The sequence below is a fragment of the Amycolatopsis sp. NPDC003676 genome (genome assembly GCF_053587275.1).
On the sequence record NZ_JBSFNS010000072.1, the window covers coordinates 1 to 20,510 of the forward strand.

At 70.7% G+C, this 20,510-nt stretch carries 20 protein-coding genes; 2 read left to right on the plus strand and 18 right to left on the minus strand.

All coding sequences use genetic code 11. The features are described from left to right. Positions 1–126: 126 nt before the first annotated feature. The 12 genes from metK to pyrR form a co-directional block, all read right to left on the minus strand. Positions 127–1,329, minus strand: coding sequence for a methionine adenosyltransferase (metK, locus tag ACWDNU_RS31100; RefSeq protein WP_182890437.1), 1,203 nt, complete (start codon positions 1,327–1,329; stop codon positions 127–129). A gap of 89 nt (positions 1,330–1,418) precedes the next feature. Further along, on the minus strand, positions 1,419–2,651 hold the full coding sequence (gene coaBC / locus ACWDNU_RS31105; protein ID WP_449671502.1) for a bifunctional phosphopantothenoylcysteine decarboxylase/phosphopantothenate--cysteine ligase CoaBC: 1,233 nt from the start codon (positions 2,649–2,651) through the stop codon (positions 1,419–1,421). Continuing rightward, on the minus strand, positions 2,644–2,913 hold the full coding sequence (gene rpoZ / locus ACWDNU_RS31110) for a DNA-directed RNA polymerase subunit omega (RefSeq protein ID WP_020658117.1): 270 nt from the start codon (positions 2,911–2,913) through the stop codon (positions 2,644–2,646). The genes coaBC and rpoZ overlap by 8 nt, the downstream gene beginning before the upstream one ends. Next, positions 2,910–3,581, minus strand: a complete 672-nt coding sequence (gene gmk, locus ACWDNU_RS31115; RefSeq protein WP_370938768.1) for a guanylate kinase — start codon at positions 3,579–3,581, stop codon at positions 2,910–2,912. Before gmk ends, rpoZ begins: the two co-directional genes overlap by 4 nt. Continuing rightward, entirely contained in the window at positions 3,578–3,895 is a 318-nt protein-coding gene (mihF, locus tag ACWDNU_RS31120; protein ID WP_003096398.1) for an integration host factor, actinobacterial type, read from the minus strand. The genes gmk and mihF overlap by 4 nt, the downstream gene beginning before the upstream one ends. Positions 3,896–4,002: 107 nt before the next feature. Continuing rightward, the gene (gene pyrF, locus ACWDNU_RS31125) at positions 4,003–4,845 is read right to left on the minus strand and encodes an orotidine-5'-phosphate decarboxylase (RefSeq protein ID WP_449671503.1); all 843 of its coding nucleotides are present in this window, start codon (positions 4,843–4,845) and stop codon (positions 4,003–4,005) included. Next, the gene (gene carB, locus ACWDNU_RS31130; RefSeq protein WP_449671504.1) at positions 4,842–8,159 is read right to left on the minus strand and encodes a carbamoyl-phosphate synthase large subunit; all 3,318 of its coding nucleotides are present in this window, start codon (positions 8,157–8,159) and stop codon (positions 4,842–4,844) included. Before carB ends, pyrF begins: the two co-directional genes overlap by 4 nt. Next, positions 8,159–9,331 (minus strand): glutamine-hydrolyzing carbamoyl-phosphate synthase small subunit, encoded by a 1,173-nt coding sequence (carA, locus tag ACWDNU_RS31135; RefSeq protein WP_370938772.1) that lies wholly within the window; start codon positions 9,329–9,331, stop codon positions 8,159–8,161. Before carA ends, carB begins: the two co-directional genes overlap by 1 nt. Continuing rightward, positions 9,283–9,786 (minus strand): PH-like domain-containing protein, encoded by a 504-nt coding sequence (locus tag ACWDNU_RS31140; protein WP_370938773.1) that lies wholly within the window; start codon positions 9,784–9,786, stop codon positions 9,283–9,285. Before ACWDNU_RS31140 ends, carA begins: the two co-directional genes overlap by 49 nt. After that, positions 9,786–11,072 carry a dihydroorotase gene (locus ACWDNU_RS31145; RefSeq protein ID WP_449671505.1) on the minus strand — a complete coding sequence of 429 codons (1,287 nt, stop codon included), beginning with the start codon at positions 11,070–11,072 and terminating at the stop codon, positions 9,786–9,788. Before ACWDNU_RS31145 ends, ACWDNU_RS31140 begins: the two co-directional genes overlap by 1 nt. Then, a complete protein-coding gene (locus ACWDNU_RS31150) occupies positions 11,069–12,001 on the minus strand; it encodes an aspartate carbamoyltransferase catalytic subunit (protein ID WP_449671506.1) in 933 nt (310 codons plus the stop codon). The genes ACWDNU_RS31145 and ACWDNU_RS31150 overlap by 4 nt, the downstream gene beginning before the upstream one ends. Further along, complete coding sequence (gene pyrR, locus ACWDNU_RS31155; protein ID WP_101434583.1) at positions 11,998–12,594, minus strand: bifunctional pyr operon transcriptional regulator/uracil phosphoribosyltransferase PyrR; 597 nt, start codon at positions 12,592–12,594, stop codon at positions 11,998–12,000. Before pyrR ends, ACWDNU_RS31150 begins: the two co-directional genes overlap by 4 nt. A 260-nt stretch (positions 12,595–12,854) precedes the next feature. Here pyrR and bldD point away from each other — a divergent pair, with 260 nt between their 5' ends. Beyond that, complete coding sequence (gene bldD / locus ACWDNU_RS31160) at positions 12,855–13,343, plus strand: transcriptional regulator BldD (RefSeq protein ID WP_003096372.1); 489 nt, start codon at positions 12,855–12,857, stop codon at positions 13,341–13,343. An 881-nt stretch (positions 13,344–14,224) separates the two neighbouring features. On the opposite strand, the gene nusB is transcribed toward bldD, so the two are convergent. From nusB to ACWDNU_RS31175, 3 genes are read right to left on the minus strand one after another with little or no spacing between them, the layout of a single operon-like run. Continuing rightward, entirely contained in the window at positions 14,225–14,683 is a 459-nt protein-coding gene (nusB, locus tag ACWDNU_RS31165) for a transcription antitermination factor NusB (protein ID WP_344267335.1), read from the minus strand. Continuing rightward, complete coding sequence (gene efp / locus ACWDNU_RS31170; protein ID WP_370938777.1) at positions 14,683–15,246, minus strand: elongation factor P; 564 nt, start codon at positions 15,244–15,246, stop codon at positions 14,683–14,685. The genes nusB and efp overlap by 1 nt, the downstream gene beginning before the upstream one ends. A 43-nt stretch (positions 15,247–15,289) precedes the next feature. Beyond that, positions 15,290–16,387, minus strand: coding sequence for a M24 family metallopeptidase (locus ACWDNU_RS31175; RefSeq protein WP_449671507.1), 1,098 nt, complete (start codon positions 16,385–16,387; stop codon positions 15,290–15,292). A gap of 94 nt (positions 16,388–16,481) precedes the next feature. Here ACWDNU_RS31175 and ACWDNU_RS31180 point away from each other — a divergent pair, with 94 nt between their 5' ends. Then, on the plus strand, positions 16,482–17,087 hold the full coding sequence (locus ACWDNU_RS31180; RefSeq protein WP_449671508.1) for a B-4DMT family transporter: 606 nt from the start codon (positions 16,482–16,484) through the stop codon (positions 17,085–17,087). On the opposite strand, the gene ACWDNU_RS31185 is transcribed toward ACWDNU_RS31180, so the two are convergent. From ACWDNU_RS31185 to aroB, 3 genes are all read right to left on the minus strand, one after another. Next, entirely contained in the window at positions 17,011–18,501 is a 1,491-nt protein-coding gene (locus ACWDNU_RS31185) for a beta-xylosidase (RefSeq protein WP_449671523.1), read from the minus strand. The genes ACWDNU_RS31180 and ACWDNU_RS31185 overlap by 77 nt on opposite strands. Positions 18,502–18,928: 427 nt before the next feature. Further along, complete coding sequence (aroQ, locus tag ACWDNU_RS31190; protein WP_449671509.1) at positions 18,929–19,360, minus strand: type II 3-dehydroquinate dehydratase; 432 nt, start codon at positions 19,358–19,360, stop codon at positions 18,929–18,931. After that, positions 19,357–20,472 carry a 3-dehydroquinate synthase gene (gene aroB / locus ACWDNU_RS31195; RefSeq protein ID WP_449671510.1) on the minus strand — a complete coding sequence of 372 codons (1,116 nt, stop codon included), beginning with the start codon at positions 20,470–20,472 and terminating at the stop codon, positions 19,357–19,359. The genes aroQ and aroB overlap by 4 nt, the downstream gene beginning before the upstream one ends. Positions 20,473–20,510 lie beyond the last annotated feature (38 nt).

The window sequence follows — 20,510 nt, forward strand, 5'->3', positions numbered from 1 at the left end:
AATCGGCCTGCGGGTCGATCAGACGCTGACCCAGGACGCCACGGGCACGCTCGTGATGCAGGAGCTGGAGGCGCCCTTCAGGGAATTAGATTCCCTCAAGGGGCCCTTCACGGACCAAAGAACGGATCAGGCGCCGGCCAGGGAGCGCAGGGCGTCCGCGCGGGCGGTGCTTTCCCAGGGGAGGTTCAGGTCCGGGCGGCCGAAGTGGCCATATGCCGCCGTCGGGGCGTAGATCGGGCGCAGGAGGTCCAGGTCGCGGATGATCGCGGCGGGACGCAGGTCGAAGACCTCGCTGATGGCCGACTGGATCTTGGTCGGGTCGACCGTTTCGGTGCCGAAGGTCTCGACGAACAGGCCCACGGGAGCGGCCTTGCCGATCGCGTACGCCACCTGCACCTCGACCCGTCCGGCAAGCCCGGCCGCGACCACGTTCTTGGCCACCCAGCGCATCGCGTACGCGGCGGAGCGGTCCACCTTGGACGGGTCCTTGCCGGAGAACGCGCCGCCGCCGTGGCGGGCCATGCCGCCGTAGGTGTCGACGATGATTTTGCGGCCGGTGAGGCCCGCGTCGCCCATCGGGCCGCCGATCACGAAGCGTCCGGTGGGGTTCACCAGGAGGCGGGTGCTGTCGGTGTCGAGGCCCAGTTCGGCCAGCTCCGGCTCGACGACGTGCTTCTTCACGTCGACGCCCAGCATTTGCTCCAGGTCGATGCCGTCCGCGTGCTGGGTGGAGACCACGACGGTGTCGAGCCGCACCGGCTGTTCGCCCGCGTACTCGATGGTGACCTGGGTCTTGCCGTCGGGACGCAGGTACGGCAGCACGCCGTCCTTGCGGACCGCGGTCAGCCGGCGCGAGAGGCGGTGTGCGAGGGCGATCGGGAGCGGCATCAGCTCGGGCGTGTCCGAGCAGGCGTAGCCGAACATCAGGCCCTGGTCGCCCGCGCCCTGGCGGTTGATCTCGTCCTCGTCCGATTCCACGCGCGACTCGTACGCCGTGTCGACGCCCTGGGCGATGTCGGGCGACTGCGACCCGATCGCCACGTTCACGCCGCAGGAGTTGCCGTCGAAGCCCTTGGCCGACGAGTCGTAGCCGATGCGCAGGATGACGTCCCGCACGATGGTGGGGATGTCCGCGTACGCCTCGGTCGTCACCTCGCCCGCGACGTGCACCTGGCCCGTCGTGATCAGGGTCTCGACGGCGACCCGGCTGCGCGGGTCCTTGGTCAGCAGGCCGTCGAGGATCGAGTCGCTGATGGCGTCACAGATCTTGTCGGGGTGGCCCTCAGTCACGGATTCCGACGTGAACAGCCTTTTCGTGGACGCAGACACGACCTCGTCACTTCCCTCGGTCAAGCGGTGGCGCCCCACCGGATTTCAGGCGCTCCTGGCACAGCCCACCCTACCCAGCGGGCCTGTAGCTAAAGTCGACGTTCGATCAACGCTGTTACGGCATCCCACAATGTGGCCGCCAGCCGGGCCTTGGCACCCTGCGGAATGACCTGCTCAGTGCCGTCCGACGCGAGCAGCCAGCCCGAATTGTCCTCGGTGCCGAAGGCTTTTCCGTCGCCGACCGCGTTGACCACGAGCAGATCCGCGCCCTTGCGGCGAAGCTTGGCGCGGGCGTGGTCGAGGACACTGCCGTTCTCGTCGCCGGTTTCCGCGGCGAAGCCCACGACGATCTGCCCGGAACGCCGTCCTCGCACCACTTCGGCGAGGATGTCGGCGTTGCGGTCGAGCGTGATGACCGGGTCCGGGCTGTCATCGGACTTCTTGATCTTGTGGTCGGCCAGCGTCGCGGGCCGGAAATCCGCGACCGCGGCGGCCATCACGACGACATCCGCGTCCGCAGCGGCGGAATGCACTGCTTTGCGCATTTCTTCCGCGGTAGACACGCGCTGCAGCGTCGCGCCCGCCGGGGCGGGAAGTTCGTCGGTGTGCCCAGCTACCAGCGTGACCTCGGCACCGCGTTGCGCGGCGACCCGGGCGAGGGCGAAGCCCTGTTTGCCCGACGAGCGGTTGCCGAGAAAACGGACCGGGTCGAGCGGTTCGCGGGTACCGCCCGCGGAGATCACCACGCGGAGGCCTTCGAGGTCTCGCGGCAACGCCTTCGGTTCGGCGAGCAGCAAGCGGGCCAGGTCGACGATCTCGGCCGGGTCGGCGAGCCGTCCCTTGCCGGTGTCGACGCCCGTGAGCCGACCCGCCGCCGGTTCGGTGACGACCATGCCGCGCGAGCGCAGCAGCGCCACGTTGTCGCGGGTGGCCGGGTGCTCCCACATCTCGGTGTGCATCGCCGGGAAGAAGGCGACCGGGCACCGGGCGGTGAGCAGGGTGTTCGTCAGAAGGTCGTCGGCGAGCCCGTGCGCGGCCTTGGCCAGCAGGTTCGCGGTCGCCGGGACGACCAGCACGAGGTCGGCCTCTTTGCCGACCCGCACGTGCTGCACCTCGGGCACCTCGGTGAAAACCCCGGTGTGCACCGGGTTCCCGGACAGCGCCTCGAAGGTCGCCGCGCCGACGAAGTTCAGCGCGGCCTCGGTGGGCACGACGCGGACGTCGTGCCCGGATTCGGTGAGGCCCCGCAGGACCTCGCACGCCTTGTAGGCGGCGATGCCGCCGCCCACGCCCAGGACGACCCTGGGCTTGGCGTCATTCACCCTCGGTGTGCTCGAGCAGCCCGCCGTGGATCTCGCGCAGCGCGATCGACAGCGGCTTCTCGCGGGGGCCGGGCTCGACCAGCGGGCCGACGTATTCCAGCAGGCCCTCGCCCAGCTGCGCGTAGTAGTCGTTGATCTGCCGGGCCCGCTTGGCCGAGTAGATCACCAGCGCGTACTTCGAGGAGACCTTTTCGAGCAGGTCGTCGATCGGCGGGTTGGTGATGCCTTCGAGCTCTTCCAGCGTCGCCTGTTGCACAGTCACTCGTGGTGCTCCGTATCGTCACATCGAGCGGCGGCAGAATCGCCACCGCCGGTAATCAAGTCTAGCAACCGCCGCGCGGCGACCTCGACGTCGGCGTTCACGACCCGCTCGTCGAACTCCCCCGCCGCGGCCAGTTCGCGTTCCGCCTCCGCCAGCCGGGCGGCCACGGCGGCCTCGGTCTCGGTGCCGCGTCCGGTGAGCCGGCCGACCAGTTCTTCCCAGGACGGCGGCATCAGCATGACCAGCCGCGCTTCCGGCATCGCGGCCCGGACCTGCCGGGCGCCCTGGAGTTCGATCTCCAGTACCGCCGGACGGCCGTCGGCCAACGCCTTCTCCACCGGCTCGCGCGGCGTGCCGTACCGGTTGCCCGCGAACTCGGCCCATTCCAGCAGCCGGTTCCCGGCCACCATCCGGTCGAATTCGGCGGAATCCACGAAGTGGTAATGGTTTCCGTCGACCTCGCCCGGCCGCGGCGCCCGCGTCGTCACCGAAACGCTGAAGTACAGGTTCGGCTCGAGCAGGCGCAGCTGTCCCACCACACTCGACTTCCCGACGCCGGAAGGGCCGGAGACGACCGTGAGCCGGGGGCGGGAGATGTCTCCTGCCACCGGCTCACTGCCGCGGTCGGCGCCCCGGGTCACCGGGTAGTCCTGACCGACGCCGCTCACTCGCCGCTGAACTCGGCCAGCAGCGCCTTGCGCTGCCGGTCGCCGAGCCCGCGGAGCCTGCGGCTGGGGGCGATCTCCAGTCGTTCCATCGTCTGCTGGGCGCGCACCTTGCCGACGCCGGGGAGCGCCTCGAGCAAGGCCGAAACCTTCATCTTGCCGAGGACTTCGTTCTCCTCGGCCTGCTTCAGCACGTCGACCAGAGTGGTACCGCCCCGCTTCAGCCGCTCCTTCAGCTCAGCACGGATGCGGCGGGCGGCGGCGGCCTTCTCCAGCGCCGCAGCACGCTGTTCCTCTGTCAGCTGGGGAAGTGCCACGTTTTCCTCCGGTAGTTCTCACATCTGGGTGGGTGACGCGACGGTACCCACCCCTGAGCAGGGGCCACAATGCGGGGGTGGCTGGTGGAGCGCGATTCCGGGGCCTGCTATTGGCCTTTTTCGCGGAGTCCCGCCAACCGGCCGTTCACCTCTTGGGCCGCACGGCGTAACGCCGCCGTGTCCGGGCCGTGGCGCAGCAGGTCGCGCGACGAGGCCGGGAGCAGGCCTGGGAGCCCCTCGCCGAAGACTGCCCGCAAATCCGCCTCAGTTGCCCCCTGCGCCCCGAAACCGGGTGCGAGCACCGGTCCGTTGAGCCGGCTCAGGTCGACTTCCCCAGGAGCCACAGTGGCCCCTACGACCACGCCGACGTCGCCGTACGGCTCAGCACCCGCATTGTGGTCCGCAGCAGCGTCTACGACGCTCTGAGCGACCGTACGGCCGTCTTCGAGCCGCGCGCGCTGCAACGCGTTCGCTTCCGGGTTGGACGTGCGCGCGAGAACGAAGAGCCCGTTGCCCGCTTCGCGCGCCGCCGCGACAGCCGCGTCGAGCGCGCCGAAGCCGAGGTACGGCGACACCGTGGCCGCGTCGGCGGTGAAAGCCGCCTTCTCGGCCACGTACGCCGCCGTGTAGGCCGCCATGGTGGAACCGATGTCCCCGCGCTTCACGTCCAGCAGGACGAGCGCTCCGGCGTCGTGGGCGACGTCCACGACGCGTTCGAGCACCGCCACTCCGGCGGGCCCGAACGCTTCGAAGAACGCCGACTGCGGCTTCACGATCGCCGCCACCTCGCCCAGCGCCTCCGCGGCGCTGAGCGCGAAGCGTTCGAGCCCGCTCGCGTCGAGCGGCAGGCCCCACGCCTCGATCAAGCCCGGATGCGGGTCGATCCCGGCGCACAGCGGCCCGCGCGCGGCCACCGCTTCGGCCAGCCGAGCCCCGAACCGCGCGGTCACGACGTCGCCTTCAAGGCCGCCTGGAGGTCCTGCAGGCTGCGCACGCCGATGTCGCCGCGGATAAGCGCTTCGATGCCGTGCACGGCCGCCGCGGCACCCTGAACCGTGGTGACACACGGAATATCGCGCGAAACCGCGGCAGTCCGGATTTCGTAACCGTCCACGCGCGGTCCGCTGTTTCCGTACGGCGTGTTGATCACCATGTTGACCTCGCCGGCGAGGATCACGTCGACGATGTTCGGCTCGCCGGTTCCCGGGTCCGGCTCGGAGTGCTTGCGCACGACCGAACAGGCAACCCCGTTGCGCCGCAACACTTCCGCGGTGCCGGAGGTGGCGAGGATTTCGAAGCCGAGGTCGGCCAGCCGCTTCACCGGGAACACGAGCGAACGCTTGTCGCGGTTGGCGACGGAGACGAAAACCCGTCCCGAGGTGGGAAGGGATCCGTAGGCGCCGCTTTGGGATTTCGCGAATGCTTTCCCGAAGGAGGTGTCGACGCCCATGACCTCGCCGGTGGATTTCATTTCCGGGCCGAGCAGCGAGTCGACGCCGTGTCCTTCCGGCGTGCGGAACCGGTGGAAGGGCAGCACGGCTTCCTTGACCGCGACCGGCGAGTCGGCGGGCATGCGGCCGCCGTCGCCCTCGGCGGGCAGGACGCCGCTGGCGCGCAGGTCCTTGATCGTCGAGCCGGTCATCACCAGCGCCGCGGCCTTCGCCAGCGGGACGGCGGTGGCCTTGGAGACGAACGGGACGGTGCGCGAGGCGCGCGGGTTGGCTTCCAGGACGTAGAGCACGTCGTCCTTGAGCGCGTACTGCACGTTGAGCAGGCCGCGGACGCCGACGCCGCGCGCGATGGCCTCGGTGGAGCGGCGGACCGCGTCGAGGTCCTGCGCGCCGAGGGTGATCGGCGGCAGGGCGCAGGAGGAGTCGCCGGAGTGGATCCCGGCTTCCTCGATGTGCTCCATGACGCCGCCGAGGTAGAGGTCCTCGCCGTCGAACAGCGCGTCGACGTCGATCTCGATGGCGTCGTCCAGGAACCGGTCCACGAGCACCGGGTGCTCGGGGGTGACCTCGGTGGCGCGGCGGATGTAGCCGGCGAGGGATTCCTCGTCGTAGACGATCTCCATGCCGCGCCCGCCCAGCACGTAGGAGGGGCGGACCAGCACCGGGTAGCCGATCTCGTCGGCGATCCGCTTCGCGCCCTCGAACGAGGTCGCCGTGCCGTACTTCGGCGCGGGCAGCCCGGCCTCGGTCAGCACCTCGCCGAACGCGCCGCGGTCCTCGGCCAGGTCGATCGCCTCCGGCGGCGTCCCGACGACCGGGACCCCGGCGTCGGCCAGCCGCTGCGCGAGGCCGAGCGGGGTCTGCCCGCCCAGCTGCACGATCACGCCGGCGACCGTGCCGGACTGCTGCTCGGCGTGCACGACCTCGAGCACGTCCTCGAACGACAGCGGCTCGAAGTACAGCCGGTCGCTCGTGTCGTAGTCCGTGGACACGGTTTCCGGGTTGCAGTTGACCATCACGGCCTCGAACCCGGCCTCGCGCAACGCGATCGCCGCGTGCACGCAGGAGTAGTCGAACTCGATGCCCTGCCCGATCCGGTTCGGCCCGGAGCCGAGGATCAGCACCTTCGGCTTGTCGCCCTGCGCCGCGACCTCGGAGACGGCCGCGGGGTCGGTCTCGTAGGCCGAGTAGTGGTAGGGCGTCTTCGCCGCGAACTCCGCCGCGCAGGTGTCGACCGTCTTGAACACCGGCCGCACGCCCAGCCGGTGCCGCAGCGCCCGCACGCCGTCCTCGCCCGCGAGTTCCGGGCGCAGCGCGGCGATCTGGCGGTCCGACAGGCCGGTGCGCTTCGCCCGCCGCAGCAGGTCGCCGTCGAGCACCGGGGCGTCGCGGACCTCGGCGCCGACCTCGCCGATCAGCGCGATCTGGTCGATGAACCACGGGTCGATGCCGGAAGCCTCGTGCACCTGCTCGACCGTCGCGCCGAGCCGCAGCGCCAGTTCCACCTCGTAGAGGCGGCCTTCGTGCGGCGTGCGCAGCGAGTCCAAAGTGGACTCGACGGTCGCGCCCTCGGGGTCGGGCAGCGTCCAGAACCCGGTCGCCTTCGTCTCGATCGACCGCATCGCCTTCCCGAGCGCCTCGGGGAAACTGCGGCCGAACGACATCGCCTCGCCGACGCTCTTCATCGTCGTGGTCAGCGTGGGGTCCGCGCCGGGGAACTTCTCGAACGCGAACCGCGGCACCTTCACCACGACGTAGTCCAGCGTCGGCTCGAACGCCGCCGGGGTCTCGCCGGTGATGTCGTTGCGGATCTCGTCCAGCGTGTAGCCGATGGCCAGCTTCGCCGCGATCTTCGCGATCGGGAAACCGGTCGCCTTCGACGCCAGCGCACTGCTTCGCGACACGCGCGGGTTCATCTCGATCACGACCATCCGGCCGTCGGCCGGGTTGAACGCGAACTGGATGTTGCAGCCGCCGGTGTCCACGCCGACCTCGCGCAGCACCGCGATGCCGACGTCGCGCATGACCTGGAACTCGCGGTCGGTCAGCGTCATCGTCGGGGCGACGGTGACCGAGTCGCCGGTGTGCACGCCCATCGCGTCCACGTTCTCGATCGAGCACACGACCACGACGTTGTCGTGCTTGTCGCGCATCAGCTCGAGCTCGTACTCCTTCCAGCCGAGCACGCTCTCCTCGATCAGCACCTCGGTGACCGGGGACTCGGTGAGCCCGGTCGAGGCCAGCCGCTCCAGGTCCTCGGGCGTGTGCGCCATGCCGGAGCCGAGGCCGCCCATCGTGAACGACGGCCGGATGACCACCGGCAGGCCCAGTTCCTCGACCGTCGCGCGGACCTCGTCCATGTCGTGGCACACCCGCGAGCGCGGCACGTCCGCGCCGACCGTGCGCACGATGTCCTTGAACTTCTGCCGGTCCTCGCCGCGCTGGATCGCGTCGATGTCCGCGCCGATCAGCTCGACGCCGTACTTTTCCAGCACGCCGCGCTCGTGCAGCGCCACCGCGCAGTTCAGCGCGGTCTGCCCGCCCAGCGTCGCCAGGATCGCGTCCGGGCGCTCCGCCGCGATGACCTTCTCCACGAAGTCCGGCGTCACCGGCTCGATGTAGGTCGCGTCCGCGAACTCCGGGTCCGTCATGATCGTCGCCGGGTTCGAGTTCACCAGGGACACGCGCAGACCCTCGCTGCGCAGCACCCGGCAGGCCTGCGTGCCCGAGTAGTCGAACTCGGCCGCCTGCCCGATCACGATCGGCCCGGAGCCGATCACCAGCACGTGCTGGATGTCAGTCCTCTTCGGCATCAGGCCTTCTTCTCCATCAAGTCAACGAATTCGTCGAACAGCGGCGCGGCGTCGTGCGGACCCGCTGCCGCTTCGGGGTGGTACTGCACGGAAAACGCGGGCACGTCGAACGCGCGCACGCCCTCGACGGTGTCGTCGTTCGGGCAGTAGTGGCTGATTTGCGCGGCCCCGTAAGGGGAATCGAAGCGCTGGCCCGGCTCGCCTTCGAGGGCGAAACCGTGGTTCTGCGCGGTGATCGCGACCCGGCCGGTCGCCACGTCGATCACCGGGATGTTGATGCCCCGGTGCCCGTAGCGCATCTTGTAGGTGCCCAAACCCAAGGCGCGGCCGAGGATCTGGTTGCCGAAACAAATCCCGAACAGCGGAATCCGCTGCTCCAGAACGGTTTTCGTCAACGCCGTCGCGTGCGCGGTCGTCGCCGGGTCGCCCGGGCCGTTGGACAGGAACACTCCGTCCGGCTCCAGCGCCAGCAGTTCCTCCGCGCTCGTGCTCGAGGGCAGCACGTGCACCTCGATGCCCCGCTGCGTCATCAGCCGCGGCGTGTTCGACTTGATCCCCAGGTCCAGCGCCGCGACCCGGAACCGCCGTTCGCCTTGCGCCGCAACGACATACGGGTTGTCCGTGGAGACCTCGCCCGCGAGGTCCGCGCCCTTCATCGGCGGGCTCGCCAGGACCTGTTCGACCATCTGCTCGTCGCTGCCCAGCGCGTCGCCGGAGAAGACGCCCGCGCGCATCGCGCCCTGCTCGCGCAGATGCCGCGTCAGCGTCCGGGTGTCCACTTCGGAAATCCCGACCACGCCCTGGCGGACCAGTTCGTCGTCCAGCGTGCGCTTCGCCCGCCAGCTCGACGGCGTGCGCGCGGGATCCCGCACCACGTAACCGGAAACCCAGATCCGGGCCGATTCGTCGTCCTCGTCGTTCCAGCCCGTGTTGCCGATCTGCGGCGCCGTCTGCACCACGATCTGGCGGTGGTAGGACGGATCCGTCAGCGTTTCCTGGTAACCCGTCATGCCGGTGCAGAACACCGCCTCGCCGAGGGTCCGCCCGCGCGCGCCGTACGCCGCGCCGCGGAACACCCGGCCGTCTTCGAGAACCAGGGCGGCGGGGCCGCGAGTGCCGGTGCTCACTGGGCACCTCCCTTGATGTCGTGATCGGAAAGTTCGTTGATCCATTGCGGATAGTCGTCCAGGTCGTCACCCCGGAATCCGGTGTCCAGCTCGACGTCGCCGAGCCGCCAGGTGATCACCAGCAGCACATCGGTGCCGGTGACCTTCCCGGCGAGCCGGGAGTCGCGGCGGATCCCGGTGATCGAGGAGCGCGGGATCCAGAAGTCCGGCAGCCCGCCGCGTTCCACCGCGATCCCGTCCGGGTGCAGCCGCCAGACCGCTCCGGAACGCGGGCCCGCGCCTCGCGTGACGACGCGGTCCTGCCAGTTGCCCGCGGTCGTGGTGCCCACGCACACGCCGACGGACTCCAGCTGGAACTCGCCGGGCTCGGCCGGGATCTCCGGGAACGGCGCGATCCGCGCGCTCTGCGAACGCGCCTTGCGCCGCCAGCCCATCCACATGCCCCACAGGCACAGCAGGAAGAAGACGACGATCCCCAGCGTCAGCAGCAGCCGCTCCATCAGCAGATCTTCCCCTCGCGCGCGGTGATCCGCCCGCGCAGCAGGGTCGCCGTCACCACGCCGGGCAACCGCATTCCCTCGTACGGGGTGTTGGCCGCGATGCTGGCCAGCTCGGCCCCGCGCACGGTCCATTCGGCGTCCGGGTCGACCAGCGTCAAGTTCGCCGGTTCGCCCACCTCGATCGGACGGCCGTGCCCGGCGAGGTTCCCGACCTCCGCGGGCCGCTCGCTCATGACGCGGGCGACGCCGCGCCAGTCGAGCAGGCCGGTCTTGACCATCGTCTCGACGACCACCGACAGCGCGGTCTGCAGGCCGAGCATGCCCGGCCGGGCCGCGGCCCATTCGGTGTCCTTGTCCTGCGGGGCGTGCGGCGCGTGGTCGGTCGCGACGCAGTCCACCACGCCCTCGGCCAGCGCGGCGCGCAGCTTCTCCGCGTCGCCGCCGGTGCGCAGCGGCGGGTTGACCTTATTGACCGGGTCGTAGGTCTCCAGCCGGTCGTCGGTCAGCAGCAGGTGGTGCGGCGTGACCTCGGCCGACACCTTCGTGCCGCGTTCCTTCGCCCAGCGCAGGACGTCGACGGTGCCTGCGGTGGAGACGTGGCAGACGTGCAGCCGCGCGTTCGCGTGCAGTGCCAGCAGGCAATCGCGCGCGACGATCGACTCCTCCGCCGACGCCGGCCAGCCCGGGTAACCGAGGCGCGACGCCTGCTCGCCCTCGTGCGCCTGCGCGCCGACGGTGAGCCGCGGTTCCTCGGCGTGCTGGGCGATCACGGCGTCGAGCGCGGTCGAGTACTCCAGCGCGCGGCGCATCAGCAGCGGATCCGCGACGCACACGCCGTCGTCGGAGAAGACCCGCACCGCCGCGGTGCCCTTCGCCATCGTGCCCAGTTCGGCGAGCTTCTCGCCCTTGAGCCCGACGGTGACCGCGCCGACCGGGTGGACGTCGACCAGGCCGACTTCCTGCCCGCGCCGCCACACGTGGTCGGTGACGAGTGCGTTGTCGGCGACCGGATCGGTGTTGGCCATGGCGAACACGGCGGTGTAGCCGCCCAGCGCGGCGGCGGCGGAACCGCTGTCGATGGTTTCGGTGTCTTCGCGGCCCGGCTCGCGCAGGTGCGTGTGCAGGTCGACGAACCCGGGCAGCAGGACCTGGCCCTCGGCGTCGAGTATCTCGGCGCCGTCGGGAACCCGAAACCCGCCGATCGCGGCAATCACACCGTCTTCGATCAGGATGTCGGCCGGCTCGCCCTCGCCGTACGGGCGGGCACCCTTGATCACGATGCTCACGCGGCAGCTCCTTCACTGGCCAGGAGGTGGTAGAGGACCGCCATGCGCACGTGGACGCCGTTGCGGACCTGTTCGGTAATGGCTGAGGAGGGGGAATCCGCGACCGCGGAGGCGATCTCCATGCCGCGCAGCATCGGACCGGGGTGCAGCACGACAGCGTGGTCTGGCAGCAGCGCCTGACGGCGCGCGGAGAGCCCGTAAGAGATCGAATATTCGCGCGCGGAAGGGAAGAACCCGCCGTGCATGCGTTCAGCTTGAACGCGGAGCATCATCACCGCGTCGACCGCGGGCAGCTCGGCGTCGAGGTCGTGCGACACCGTGACCGGCAGCTTCTCCACGCCGACCGGCAGCAGCGTCGGCGGCGCGACGAGCACCACCTCGGCGCCGAGAGTGCTGAGCAGGTGGATGTTCGACCGCGCGACCCGGCTGTGCAGGACGTCGCCGACGATCGCGATCCGCCGGTCCTTCAACGAACCGAGGCGCTCGCGCAAGGTCGCCGCGTCGAGCAGCGCCTGGGTCGGGTGCTCATGCGTGCCGTCGCCCGCGTTGACCACCGCGGTGCCCGGACCGGCGAGCCAGCCCGACAGCCGGTGCGCGGCGCCCGAAGCGGGGTGCCGGATGATCACGCAGTCGGCGCCCGCGGCGGCCAGGGTGAGCGCGGTGTCCCGCAGCGATTCGCCCTTGTTCACCGAGGAGCTGGACGCCGAGACGTTGATCACGTCCGCGCTCATCCACTTCCCGGCGATCTCGAACGACACCCGGGTGCGCGTGGAGTTTTCGTAGAACAGCGTGATGACGGTGCGGCCGCGCAGCGTCGGCAGCTTCTTCACCTCGCGGCCGAGCAGCGTGTGCTTCAGCTCGTCGGCGGTGTCGAGCACGGCGGTCGCGGTGTCCGCGTCGAGCCCGTCGGTGGCGAGCAGGTGCTTCACCGGGTTTCTCCTTCCGGCGCGCGCAGCAGCACCGCGTCCCGGCCGTCGGTTTCGGACAACAGCACGGAGACGCCCTCGGCGCGCGCGGTGGGCACGTTCTTGCCGACGTAGTCGGCGCGGATCGGCAGCTCGCGGTGGCCGCGGTCGACGAGCACGGCGAGCTGGACGGCACGCGGGCGGCCGTGGTCGCGCAAGGCGTCGAGGGCGGCGCGGATGGTGCGGCCGGAGAACAGGACGTCGTCGACGAGGATGACGACCCGGTTGTCGATCCCGTCCGGCGGCAGCTGCGTCTGCTCGAGAGCGCGCGGCGGACGGCGGCGGAGATCGTCGCGGTAAAGGGTGACGTCGAGGGCGCCGTGCGGGGGCGCGACCCCGGCGAACTCGCCGATCTTCTCGGCGAGGCGCGCGGCCAGCGGAGTGCCGCGCGTGGGGATGCCGAGCAGCACCGGGTACTGCTCCGGCGGACCGGCTCCGAGAGCGGTCTTCTCGATGACCTGGTGGGCCATCCTCGCGATCGTGCGCGCGACATCACCGGCGGACAGCAGCTCGCGCTCTCCCGCCGGCTCCGCCGCGCCACGCGGACGTGACGACAAGGCGGACCTCCTTCCCCGCCTCTCTGGACGGGTCCTTAAAGGACGTCGGCAACCGGCTGCTGCCGGAAACCGCACCGACAGTAGCAGGACCGGTCAATCAGTCTTCCGGGTGGTACGCGCACGGCCGCCACCTGCGCGGACCGACCTTCTGCTTGACCTGGTGACAACTATGCGTAACCATTACTCTGAGTATTCGACTCGAGGAGTCCCCGGCCCGGTCCTCCCGGCCGGCGCGGGGTGAGGAAACGGAGAACCACCAGATGGGCGATTACGCCAAGGCGCTCGGGGCCAAGCTCCGCGGGATCCGCCAGCAGCAAGGCCTGTCCCTGCACGGGGTCGAGCAGAAGTCCGGCGGCCGCTGGAAGGCCGTCGTGGTCGGCTCGTACGAGCGCGGCGACCGGGCGGTCACCGTCCAGAAGCTGGCCGAGCTGGCGGACTTCTACGGCGTCCCGGTGGTCGAACTGCTGCCGGAGGGCCGCGTCCCGTCCGGAGCCGAGCCCGCCACGAAGATCGTGATCAACCTGGAGCGGCTCCAGCAGCTGCCCGCGGAGAAGGTCGGCCCGCTCGCCCGGTACGCGGCCACCATCCAGAGCCAGCGCGGCGACTACAACGGCAAGGTGCTCTCCATCCGCACCGAGGACCTGCGCTCGCTCGCCATCATCTACGACATGACCCCCGGCGAGCTCACCGAGCAGCTCATCGACTGGGGCGTCCTCCCGCCGGAAGCCCGGCCGTCCAAAGAGGACTGAGGACCGATGGCGGCAGCGGCCGTGCACGACGCGGCGGGCTTCCCGCACCCGGGGAACCGGGAACGCCCGCCGCGCTTCGGGTGAGGCCGGAGCTGCCGATTTACCGGTTCCGGACCTGCTGAAGTTGCGGTTCCGGAGCCGCCGAAGTCCTGGTCCTGAAGCCACCACAGTTCCGGTTCTGGAGCTGGAGCCCCCGAAATCCCGTTTCTGAAGCCGCCGGGTCCCGGCTCTTCCGCCGCCGCGCTCGACCGGGTTGACCTCGGGTGATCCGAGCCGATCTCGACCGCGGCCGCGGTGACGTGCCTTGTTCGCCGTGCGGCGGACCCGCCTGAAGTTCTCCGTTTTCGCCGCCGGAAATCGAACCCGTCCACGTTTCCGGCGCGTTTTCCGTTCCGAGCCGCACCGCCGGGGACTGTTTCCTCGCCCCGGCCGCTCCCCCGCTCCGGATTTCTGGTTTCCGGGCGAATTCCCTGACGTGGCTTGCAGTTCGGCTTCGAACGCCGACTCGCCTCTTCGACCGCTTACCTCGCGCAGCGCGGAAAATCGGTGCGGCTTAGCGGTTTCCGCAGTTTCATTCCGCGATTCCCGTAGCACGGCACGGATTTCCCCGCCGGTCGCTGTCCGCGCCGGGCGACTGCTCACTCACCGCAGCGGATCCCGAAGACCACCGGCCGGAATTCACCGGATCGCCGCGAAACCGGCCGGGCCGGGCCGCCGCGAAGGGCGCCCGCCGACCGGTTCCGATTCCGCTCGGTGATCAATTTTCGCCGGAACGCCCCTCGCGCCGGCCGCCGCGGCCCGGCGGTGACCCGATCAGGCAGCGGCCATTCAGGTGGCCGCTTTCCCCCAGCCGGGTTACCTCTGACTACCGGGCCGCCGGGCTACAGCACCGCGCGCAGGCGGTCGGCGATCGTGCCGATGCGGCCGAGGACGCCGTTGATGAACCGCGGCGAGTCGTCCGTCGAAAGTTCCTTCGCGAGGCCGACCGCTTCGTCGATCGCGACCGCGTCGGGGACGTCGGCCGACCACAGCATCTCGTAGACGCCGACGCGCAGGACGGCCAGGTCGACCGGCGGCATCCGCTCGAGGGTCCAGCCCTGCGAGTGCTCCGCCAGGAGTTCGTCGATCCGCTCGCGGTGGGCCGTGACGCCCTCCACGACGGTGATCGTGTAGTCCGCGACCGGGTCGACCTCGACCGCGCCGACGCGGTCGGCCAGCAGCGTGACCGCGTCGGCGGACCGCTGGGCGGCCTCGTACAGCATCTCGACCGCGCGCCGGCGGGCCTGTCGCCTGCTGATCGCGCCGCCGCGGTTCGGGTGCGGGGGAAGCTTGTCCGCCATCAGCTGGAGACGCGGCCGAGGTAACGGCCGTCGCGGGTGTCGACCTTGATCTTCTCGCCGGTCGAGAGGAACAGCGGGACCTGGATCTCCGCGCCGGTCTCGAGCGTCGCCGGCTTCGTGCCGCCGGTGGAACGGTCGCCCTGCAGGCCCGGGTCGGTGTGCTGGATGACGATCTCGACCGAGGTCGGCAGCTCGACGTACAGCGGCTCGTTCTCGTGCACCGCGACCTGGACCTCGGTGTTCTCGAGCATGTAGTTCGCGTTGTCGCCGACGGTCTCGGCGGGCACGGTGATCTGGTCGTAGGTGTCGCCGTCCATGAAGACGAAGTCCGCGCCGTCCTTGTACAGGTACGTCATGTTCCGGCGGTCCACCGTGGCCGTCTCGACCTTCGTGCCCGCGTTGAAGGTCTTGTCGACGACCTTGCCGGTCAGCACGTGCTTCAGGGTGGTGCGCACGAACGCGCCGCCCTTGCCCGGCTTGACGTGCTGGAACGCGGTGACGCTCCACAGCTGGCCGTCCAGGTTGAGGACGAGTCCGTTCTTCAGGTCGTTGGTGGTGGCCACGAGTCTTCAGGTCTCCTGTGTTCGATCTCTTCGGCCGCGGCCGTCAGACGGCCACGAGGTCCTTGGTGCTCAGGGTGAGGAGTTCGGGTCCGGAGTCCCGCACGACGAGCGTGTCCTCGATGCGCACGCCACCGCGCCCCGCGAGGTACACGCCGGGCTCGACGGTGACCGCCATACCGGCGGACAGTGTACCGACGCCCGCGGCGGCGAGACTCGGTGCCTCATGCACTTCCAGCCCGACGCCGTGGCCGAGACCGTGCGCGAACTGCTCGCCGTACCCCGCGTCGGCGATCACCGAGCGCGCCGCGGCGTCCACTTCGGACACCACAGCGCCGGGGAGGACCGCCTCGCAGCCCGCCGCCTGCGCGCGGTGCACCAGGTCGTAGATCTCGCGCTGCCAGTCCGCGGGCTCGCCGATGACGACCATGCGCGTCATGTCCGAGTGGTAGCCGTCGACCGTGGCGCCGAAGTCGAACTTCACGAAATCGCCGCGGCTCAGTTCGGCCCCGGTCGGCCGGTGGTGCGGAATCGCCGAGTTCGGGCCGGCGGCGACGATGGATTCGAACGAGATTCCGGACGAACCGTGCTCCAGCATCCGGTTCTCCAGGTCGCGGGCCACTTCCAGCTCGGTCCGGCCCGGCCGCACTCCCCCGGCCTCGATCAGCCCGGCCAGCGCGCGGTCGGCGGCCGCGCACGCGGCGCGCAGGGCGGCGATCTCGACCTCGTCCTTGACCACCCGCAATTGCTCGGTCAGCCCCGGCGTGCGGATCAACTCGACCCGGTCGAAGGGCACCTTGAGGTTCTCGTGCTCCTCGACGCTCACGTGCTGGCTCTCGAACCCGGTCCGGCCGTAGTCCGCGAGCCGGCTGCCCGCGTGCGCCGCGAGCGCGCGGGCGCTGGCGCGGTCGAGCACGCGTTCCAGGTCCGGCACCTCCGACTCCGACTGGGTCGTGTAGCGCCCGTCGGTGCAGAACAGGGTCTTCGCGTCGCCGCCCGCGTGCACGAGCAGCGCGGCGTTCGACCCGGTGAACCCGGTCAGGTAGCGGATGTTGAGCAGATCGGTGACCAGCAGCGCGTCGACCCCGTTCTCGTGGAGCAGGGCGGCGAGCGCGGCGCGGCGGCGAGCGTGGATTTCCGGCACCCGACCAGCTTAACCAGCGGCTTCCGGCCGTCGCCCGGCCGCGGTTCGAGGGCGGCCTACTGGCGGTTAACTTCGGCGCGCCTACACTCCGTCCATGCTGGGTGCCTGGTTGACGCGCGGGCTGGTCATGGCGGTCGTGCACGCCGCCGCGATGACGCTGCTCGCCAAGTGGTCCGTGTTCCACCCGACCGGCCAGACGCTGTTCACGTCGCTCACCATCGCCGTACTGGTCGGCCTGGCGGCGCTGTGGAGCGCGATCGACGGCTGGCGCGGCCTGCGCGACAGAGGGCGCGCGTGGTTCATCGCCTCGCTGGTCGCGGGCGTGTGCTCGGGCATCCTGTACGTGATCGGGCGGGCGATTTTCGTCGACCAGACCGGGGTTTCCGAGCTGAGCGCCGCGCTCACCGGCGGGGCGGCGTTCTCCGCGCTGCTCGTGCTGGTGCCCGCCGGGCTGGGGCTGTTCGTCGGCGGCCGGATCCGGCGTCCGGCGGCGGACGAAGAATCCTCGGACTCGGCCGGCCCGGAGCTGGACGACGAGGACGAAGACGGCGCCGGCAGCCGCTCCGGCGAACTCGAACTGCCGCCGAGCCCGACCCCGAGGGCCGCACCGAAGCCTTCGCCGGTCAGCCGCCCAGCGGCAGCCCGCGGGCGGCGGCGTCCCACTGTTGCGGGTCGATCTCCTGCACCCCGGAACCGTTGAGCGACACGATCGTCGTGTCCGGCAGGCCGTAAAGCTGCCCGTCGAGCACCATGCCGTAGCCGCGGCCGTACGCGTGGACGACGGTCGCACCGGAGCGCAGGCGGGTCTTCACCGGCACCTCCGGCACCTGCGGCAGCGGCCGGTCGACCAGCTCTCCGGCGAGCACCGAGGCGACTGAACGCCGGTCGATCCGGATGCGCTCGCCGCGGCGGTAGAGGTCGATCATGCGGTCCGGCGACGGCATCGCGACGCCGTCGAAGGTGGCGGTGCTGCGCGTCGGGGTCGAGCAGCCGCCCGCGCCCTTAACGTCGAGCCCGAAGTGCTTCAACCCGCTCGGCGCGCCCGCCGGGCCGATCTCCGTGGCGCGCACGACGTCCAGCGAGACCAGGTCGCACGGATCGCTGACCGAGGTCGGCGCGTGCCCGTCCGGACGACGGACGAGGCCGGGGCCTTCCTTCCACGCGCCCGGGATCACGACAGGTTTGTACGGCTGCATCGTGAAATCGCGGTCCCAGAAGGTGATCGTGGTCCCGTCGGCGGTCTCGTGCGCGATGGCGAAGGCGTCGAGCGCGCCGACCCACTCCAGGTCCACGCTGAACGCGTCGACGACGGACCGGGTCCGCGGCGCGGCGGTCGTCGCGGTGGGCTCGAACCCCTTCTCCCCCAACGCTTCCACGCCCTCGCGGAACGCCGGGTCGTGCGCCCGGATCACGAACTGGCCCGCCCCGTTCCACCCCGCCGCGCGGCCGGTGGTGTCGGTGAACATCAGGTAGTACCAGCCGTCGAGGAAGACCACCGAGGGCTGGCCCGCGCCGTAAACGTTGGCGCGGTGGACGTCGTGGGACGCGCCGAGGATCGGTTTGCCGCCGTTCGACCGGGTCCAGTGGATGCCGTCCGGGCTTGTGGCCATGCCGATCGCGTTGCCGAGCGCGTGATCGCCCGCGGCACCGGTGTAGTACATGAAGTACGTGCCGCCGACGCGCAGCACCGACGGGTCGCAGGTGTGCATGCCGTCGAAGTTGCCCGGAGCGCCGGACAGGACTGCGGGCGGCGCACCGCCACCCGGTCCGGTGAAGGGTCCGTCGGCCGAGGAACCCTCGGCGTAGAGAATGTCGTCGCCTGGCGGCGGGGCGCTGCTGTATTGGCTGCACCACCAGATCCGGGTGCGGCCGTTCTCGACCATGACGGTGGGGCCGTAGTTGTAGGACGCGTCCACGGCCCCCGCGGCGACCACGCCCCCGCTCGCGCGACTGGCTCCGGCGCTGAGCGCGACATCCGCCGCACGAGGCGGATCCTTGGGAGTCTGCGGCCCCCCGCCCGCGATGCCGCCGTGGTCGGTGCCCTCGGCTTGCGGCTGGGCCATCGTCTGGCTGCACCCGGAAACGAGGGATCCGGCGATCAGCAGCGAGAGCAGCTGACGCACGGGTCGCCGACCCCCACGACGAAACGGGTGCATGATCGCCGAGTGTAGCGACAGCGGCACCGGATGGGTGAACCACGTCGCGCATCTGCTGGTCGGGAGGCGGGTTTACCTGGGGCTTGCTTTGCGCTGCTAGCCGCGGTGGAGTCGTTCGCTGCTCGCGGCTGGCGAGCATGGTGGGTGCGGGGCGGAAACGGCGCTGTGCCGCCGAAATCGCCCGGGCGCGGCTGGAGAAGAGCGCGAGTCTTTGCTCTTCGCCGCCAGGTCAGTCCTGTGCGCTGGCGATCCAACGCAACACGAGCGCGAACCGTCCACCTCGAGACCGGCGATCACCGAGGCCGCGACGTCCGAAACCACGCTGTGCCGCCGAAATCGTCCGGCCGCGGCAGGGCTCGCGGCAGGTTTCGCTGTCCGGCCGCCGTCAGGACGAGTGGGCGGCGATCCAGCGCAACGCGAGTGCGTAACCATCCACTCCGAGGCCGACGATCACCCCGGTCGCGATGTCCGAAAGCACGCTGTGGTGCCGGAATTCCTCCCGCTTGTGCACGTTGGTGATGTGCAGCTCGAGCAGCGGCGCGGTGAGCTGGGCGGCGGCGTCGCGGACGGCGATCGAGTAGTGCGTCCACGCTCCGGCGTTCAGCACGACCGGCGCGCCCGCGTCGGCGGCCTCGTGCAGCCAGCCGACCATTTCGCCCTCGTGGTCGGTCTGGCGCACCTCGACGTCGAGACCCAGTTCCTGGCCGGTCGCGACGCACAGTTGCGCGAGGTCGTCGTGCGTGGTGGAGCCGTAGACGGCCGGTTCGCGCTTGCCGAGGCGGCCGAGGTTGGGGCCGTTGAACACGAACGTCTTCACAGCAGCACGCTCCCGCCGTTTTCCGTGGCCTCGGCCGCGATCGCCGAGTACGCGGCGGCGAGCAGGGACGGGTCGGGGCCTTCCAGCCTGCCGGGTTTGCCCAGCCCGTCGAGGACGACGAACCGCAGCACGCCGGAGCGGGTTTTCTTGTCGCCCTTCATGGTTTCCAGCAGCTGGGGCAGCGCGTCCGCGTCGTACGCGGTGGGCAGGCCGATCAGCTTGAGCACGGAGGCGTGCCGGTCGGCGGTGGCGTCGTCGAGACGTCCGGCCAGGCGGGCCAGTTCCGCCGCGAAGACCAGGCCGACGCTGACCGCCGCGCCGTGGCGCCAGCGGTAGCGCTCGCGGCGTTCGATGGCGTGGCCGAGGGTGTGGCCGTAGTTGAGGATTTCGCGCAGGTCGGATTCGCGCAGGTCGGCGGCGACAACGTCGGCTTTCACCTGGATCGAGCGGCGGACCAGTTCGGCGAGCACGTCGCCCGCCGGGTCGAGCGCCTGTGCCGGGTCGGCCTCGATCAGCTCGAGGATCCGCGGGTCGGCGATGAAGCCGGTCTTGACGATCTCGGCCATTCCGGCGACGAGTTCGTTGCGCGGCAAGGATTCCAGCGTCGCGAGGTCGACCAGGACGGCGGAGGGCTCGTGGAAGACGCCGACGAGGTTCTTGCCCGCTTCGGTGTTGATCCCGGTCTTCCCGCCGACCGCCGCGTCGACCATGCCGAGCAGCGTCGTCGGCACGTTCACCAGCCGGACGCCGCGCATCCAGGTGCCCGCGACGAACCCGGCGAGGTCGGTGACCGCGCCGCCGCCGAGCGCGACGACCACGCCGCGCCGGTCCAGCCCGATCCGGCCCAGGACCTCCCAGCAGAAGCTGGCGACGGAGAACGCTTTGCCGTCCTCCGCGTCGGGAATCTCGACGCGGTGCGCGTCGAGCCCGGCCGCGGCCAGCTCGTCGCGGACGGCCTCGGCGGTGGCGGTGAGCGTCGGCGGGTGGATCAGCGCGACCTTCGACGCGTCGGCGAGCTGCTCGGTGAGTTCGCCGAGCAGGCCGCGGCCCACGAGCACGTCGTACGGCTGCGCGGTGGCGACCCGGATCCGGACGGGCTGGGTGGCGGACACGGTTCTCCTCACTGCTCCCGGACCCCGGTGGCCCTGGA

What these genes read in the sequence shown, in the direction of transcription:
- carB (WP_449671504.1), bottom strand. Translation starts at nt 8,159, where the DNA reads ATGCCGAAGAGGACTGACATCCAGCACGTGCTGGTGATCGGCTCCGGG.
- carA (WP_370938772.1), bottom strand. Translation starts at nt 9,331, where the DNA reads ATGGATCAACGAACTTTCCGATCACGACATCAAGGGAGGTGCCCAGTG.
- ACWDNU_RS31140 (WP_370938773.1), bottom strand. Translation starts at nt 9,786, where the DNA reads ATGGAGCGGCTGCTGCTGACGCTGGGGATCGTCGTCTTCTTCCTGCTG.
- bldD (WP_003096372.1), top strand. Translation starts at nt 12,855, where the DNA reads ATGGGCGATTACGCCAAGGCGCTCGGGGCCAAGCTCCGCGGGATCCGC.
- nusB (WP_344267335.1), bottom strand. Translation starts at nt 14,683, where the DNA reads ATGGCGGACAAGCTTCCCCCGCACCCGAACCGCGGCGGCGCGATCAGC.
- ACWDNU_RS31180 (WP_449671508.1), top strand. Translation starts at nt 16,482, where the DNA reads ATGCTGGGTGCCTGGTTGACGCGCGGGCTGGTCATGGCGGTCGTGCAC.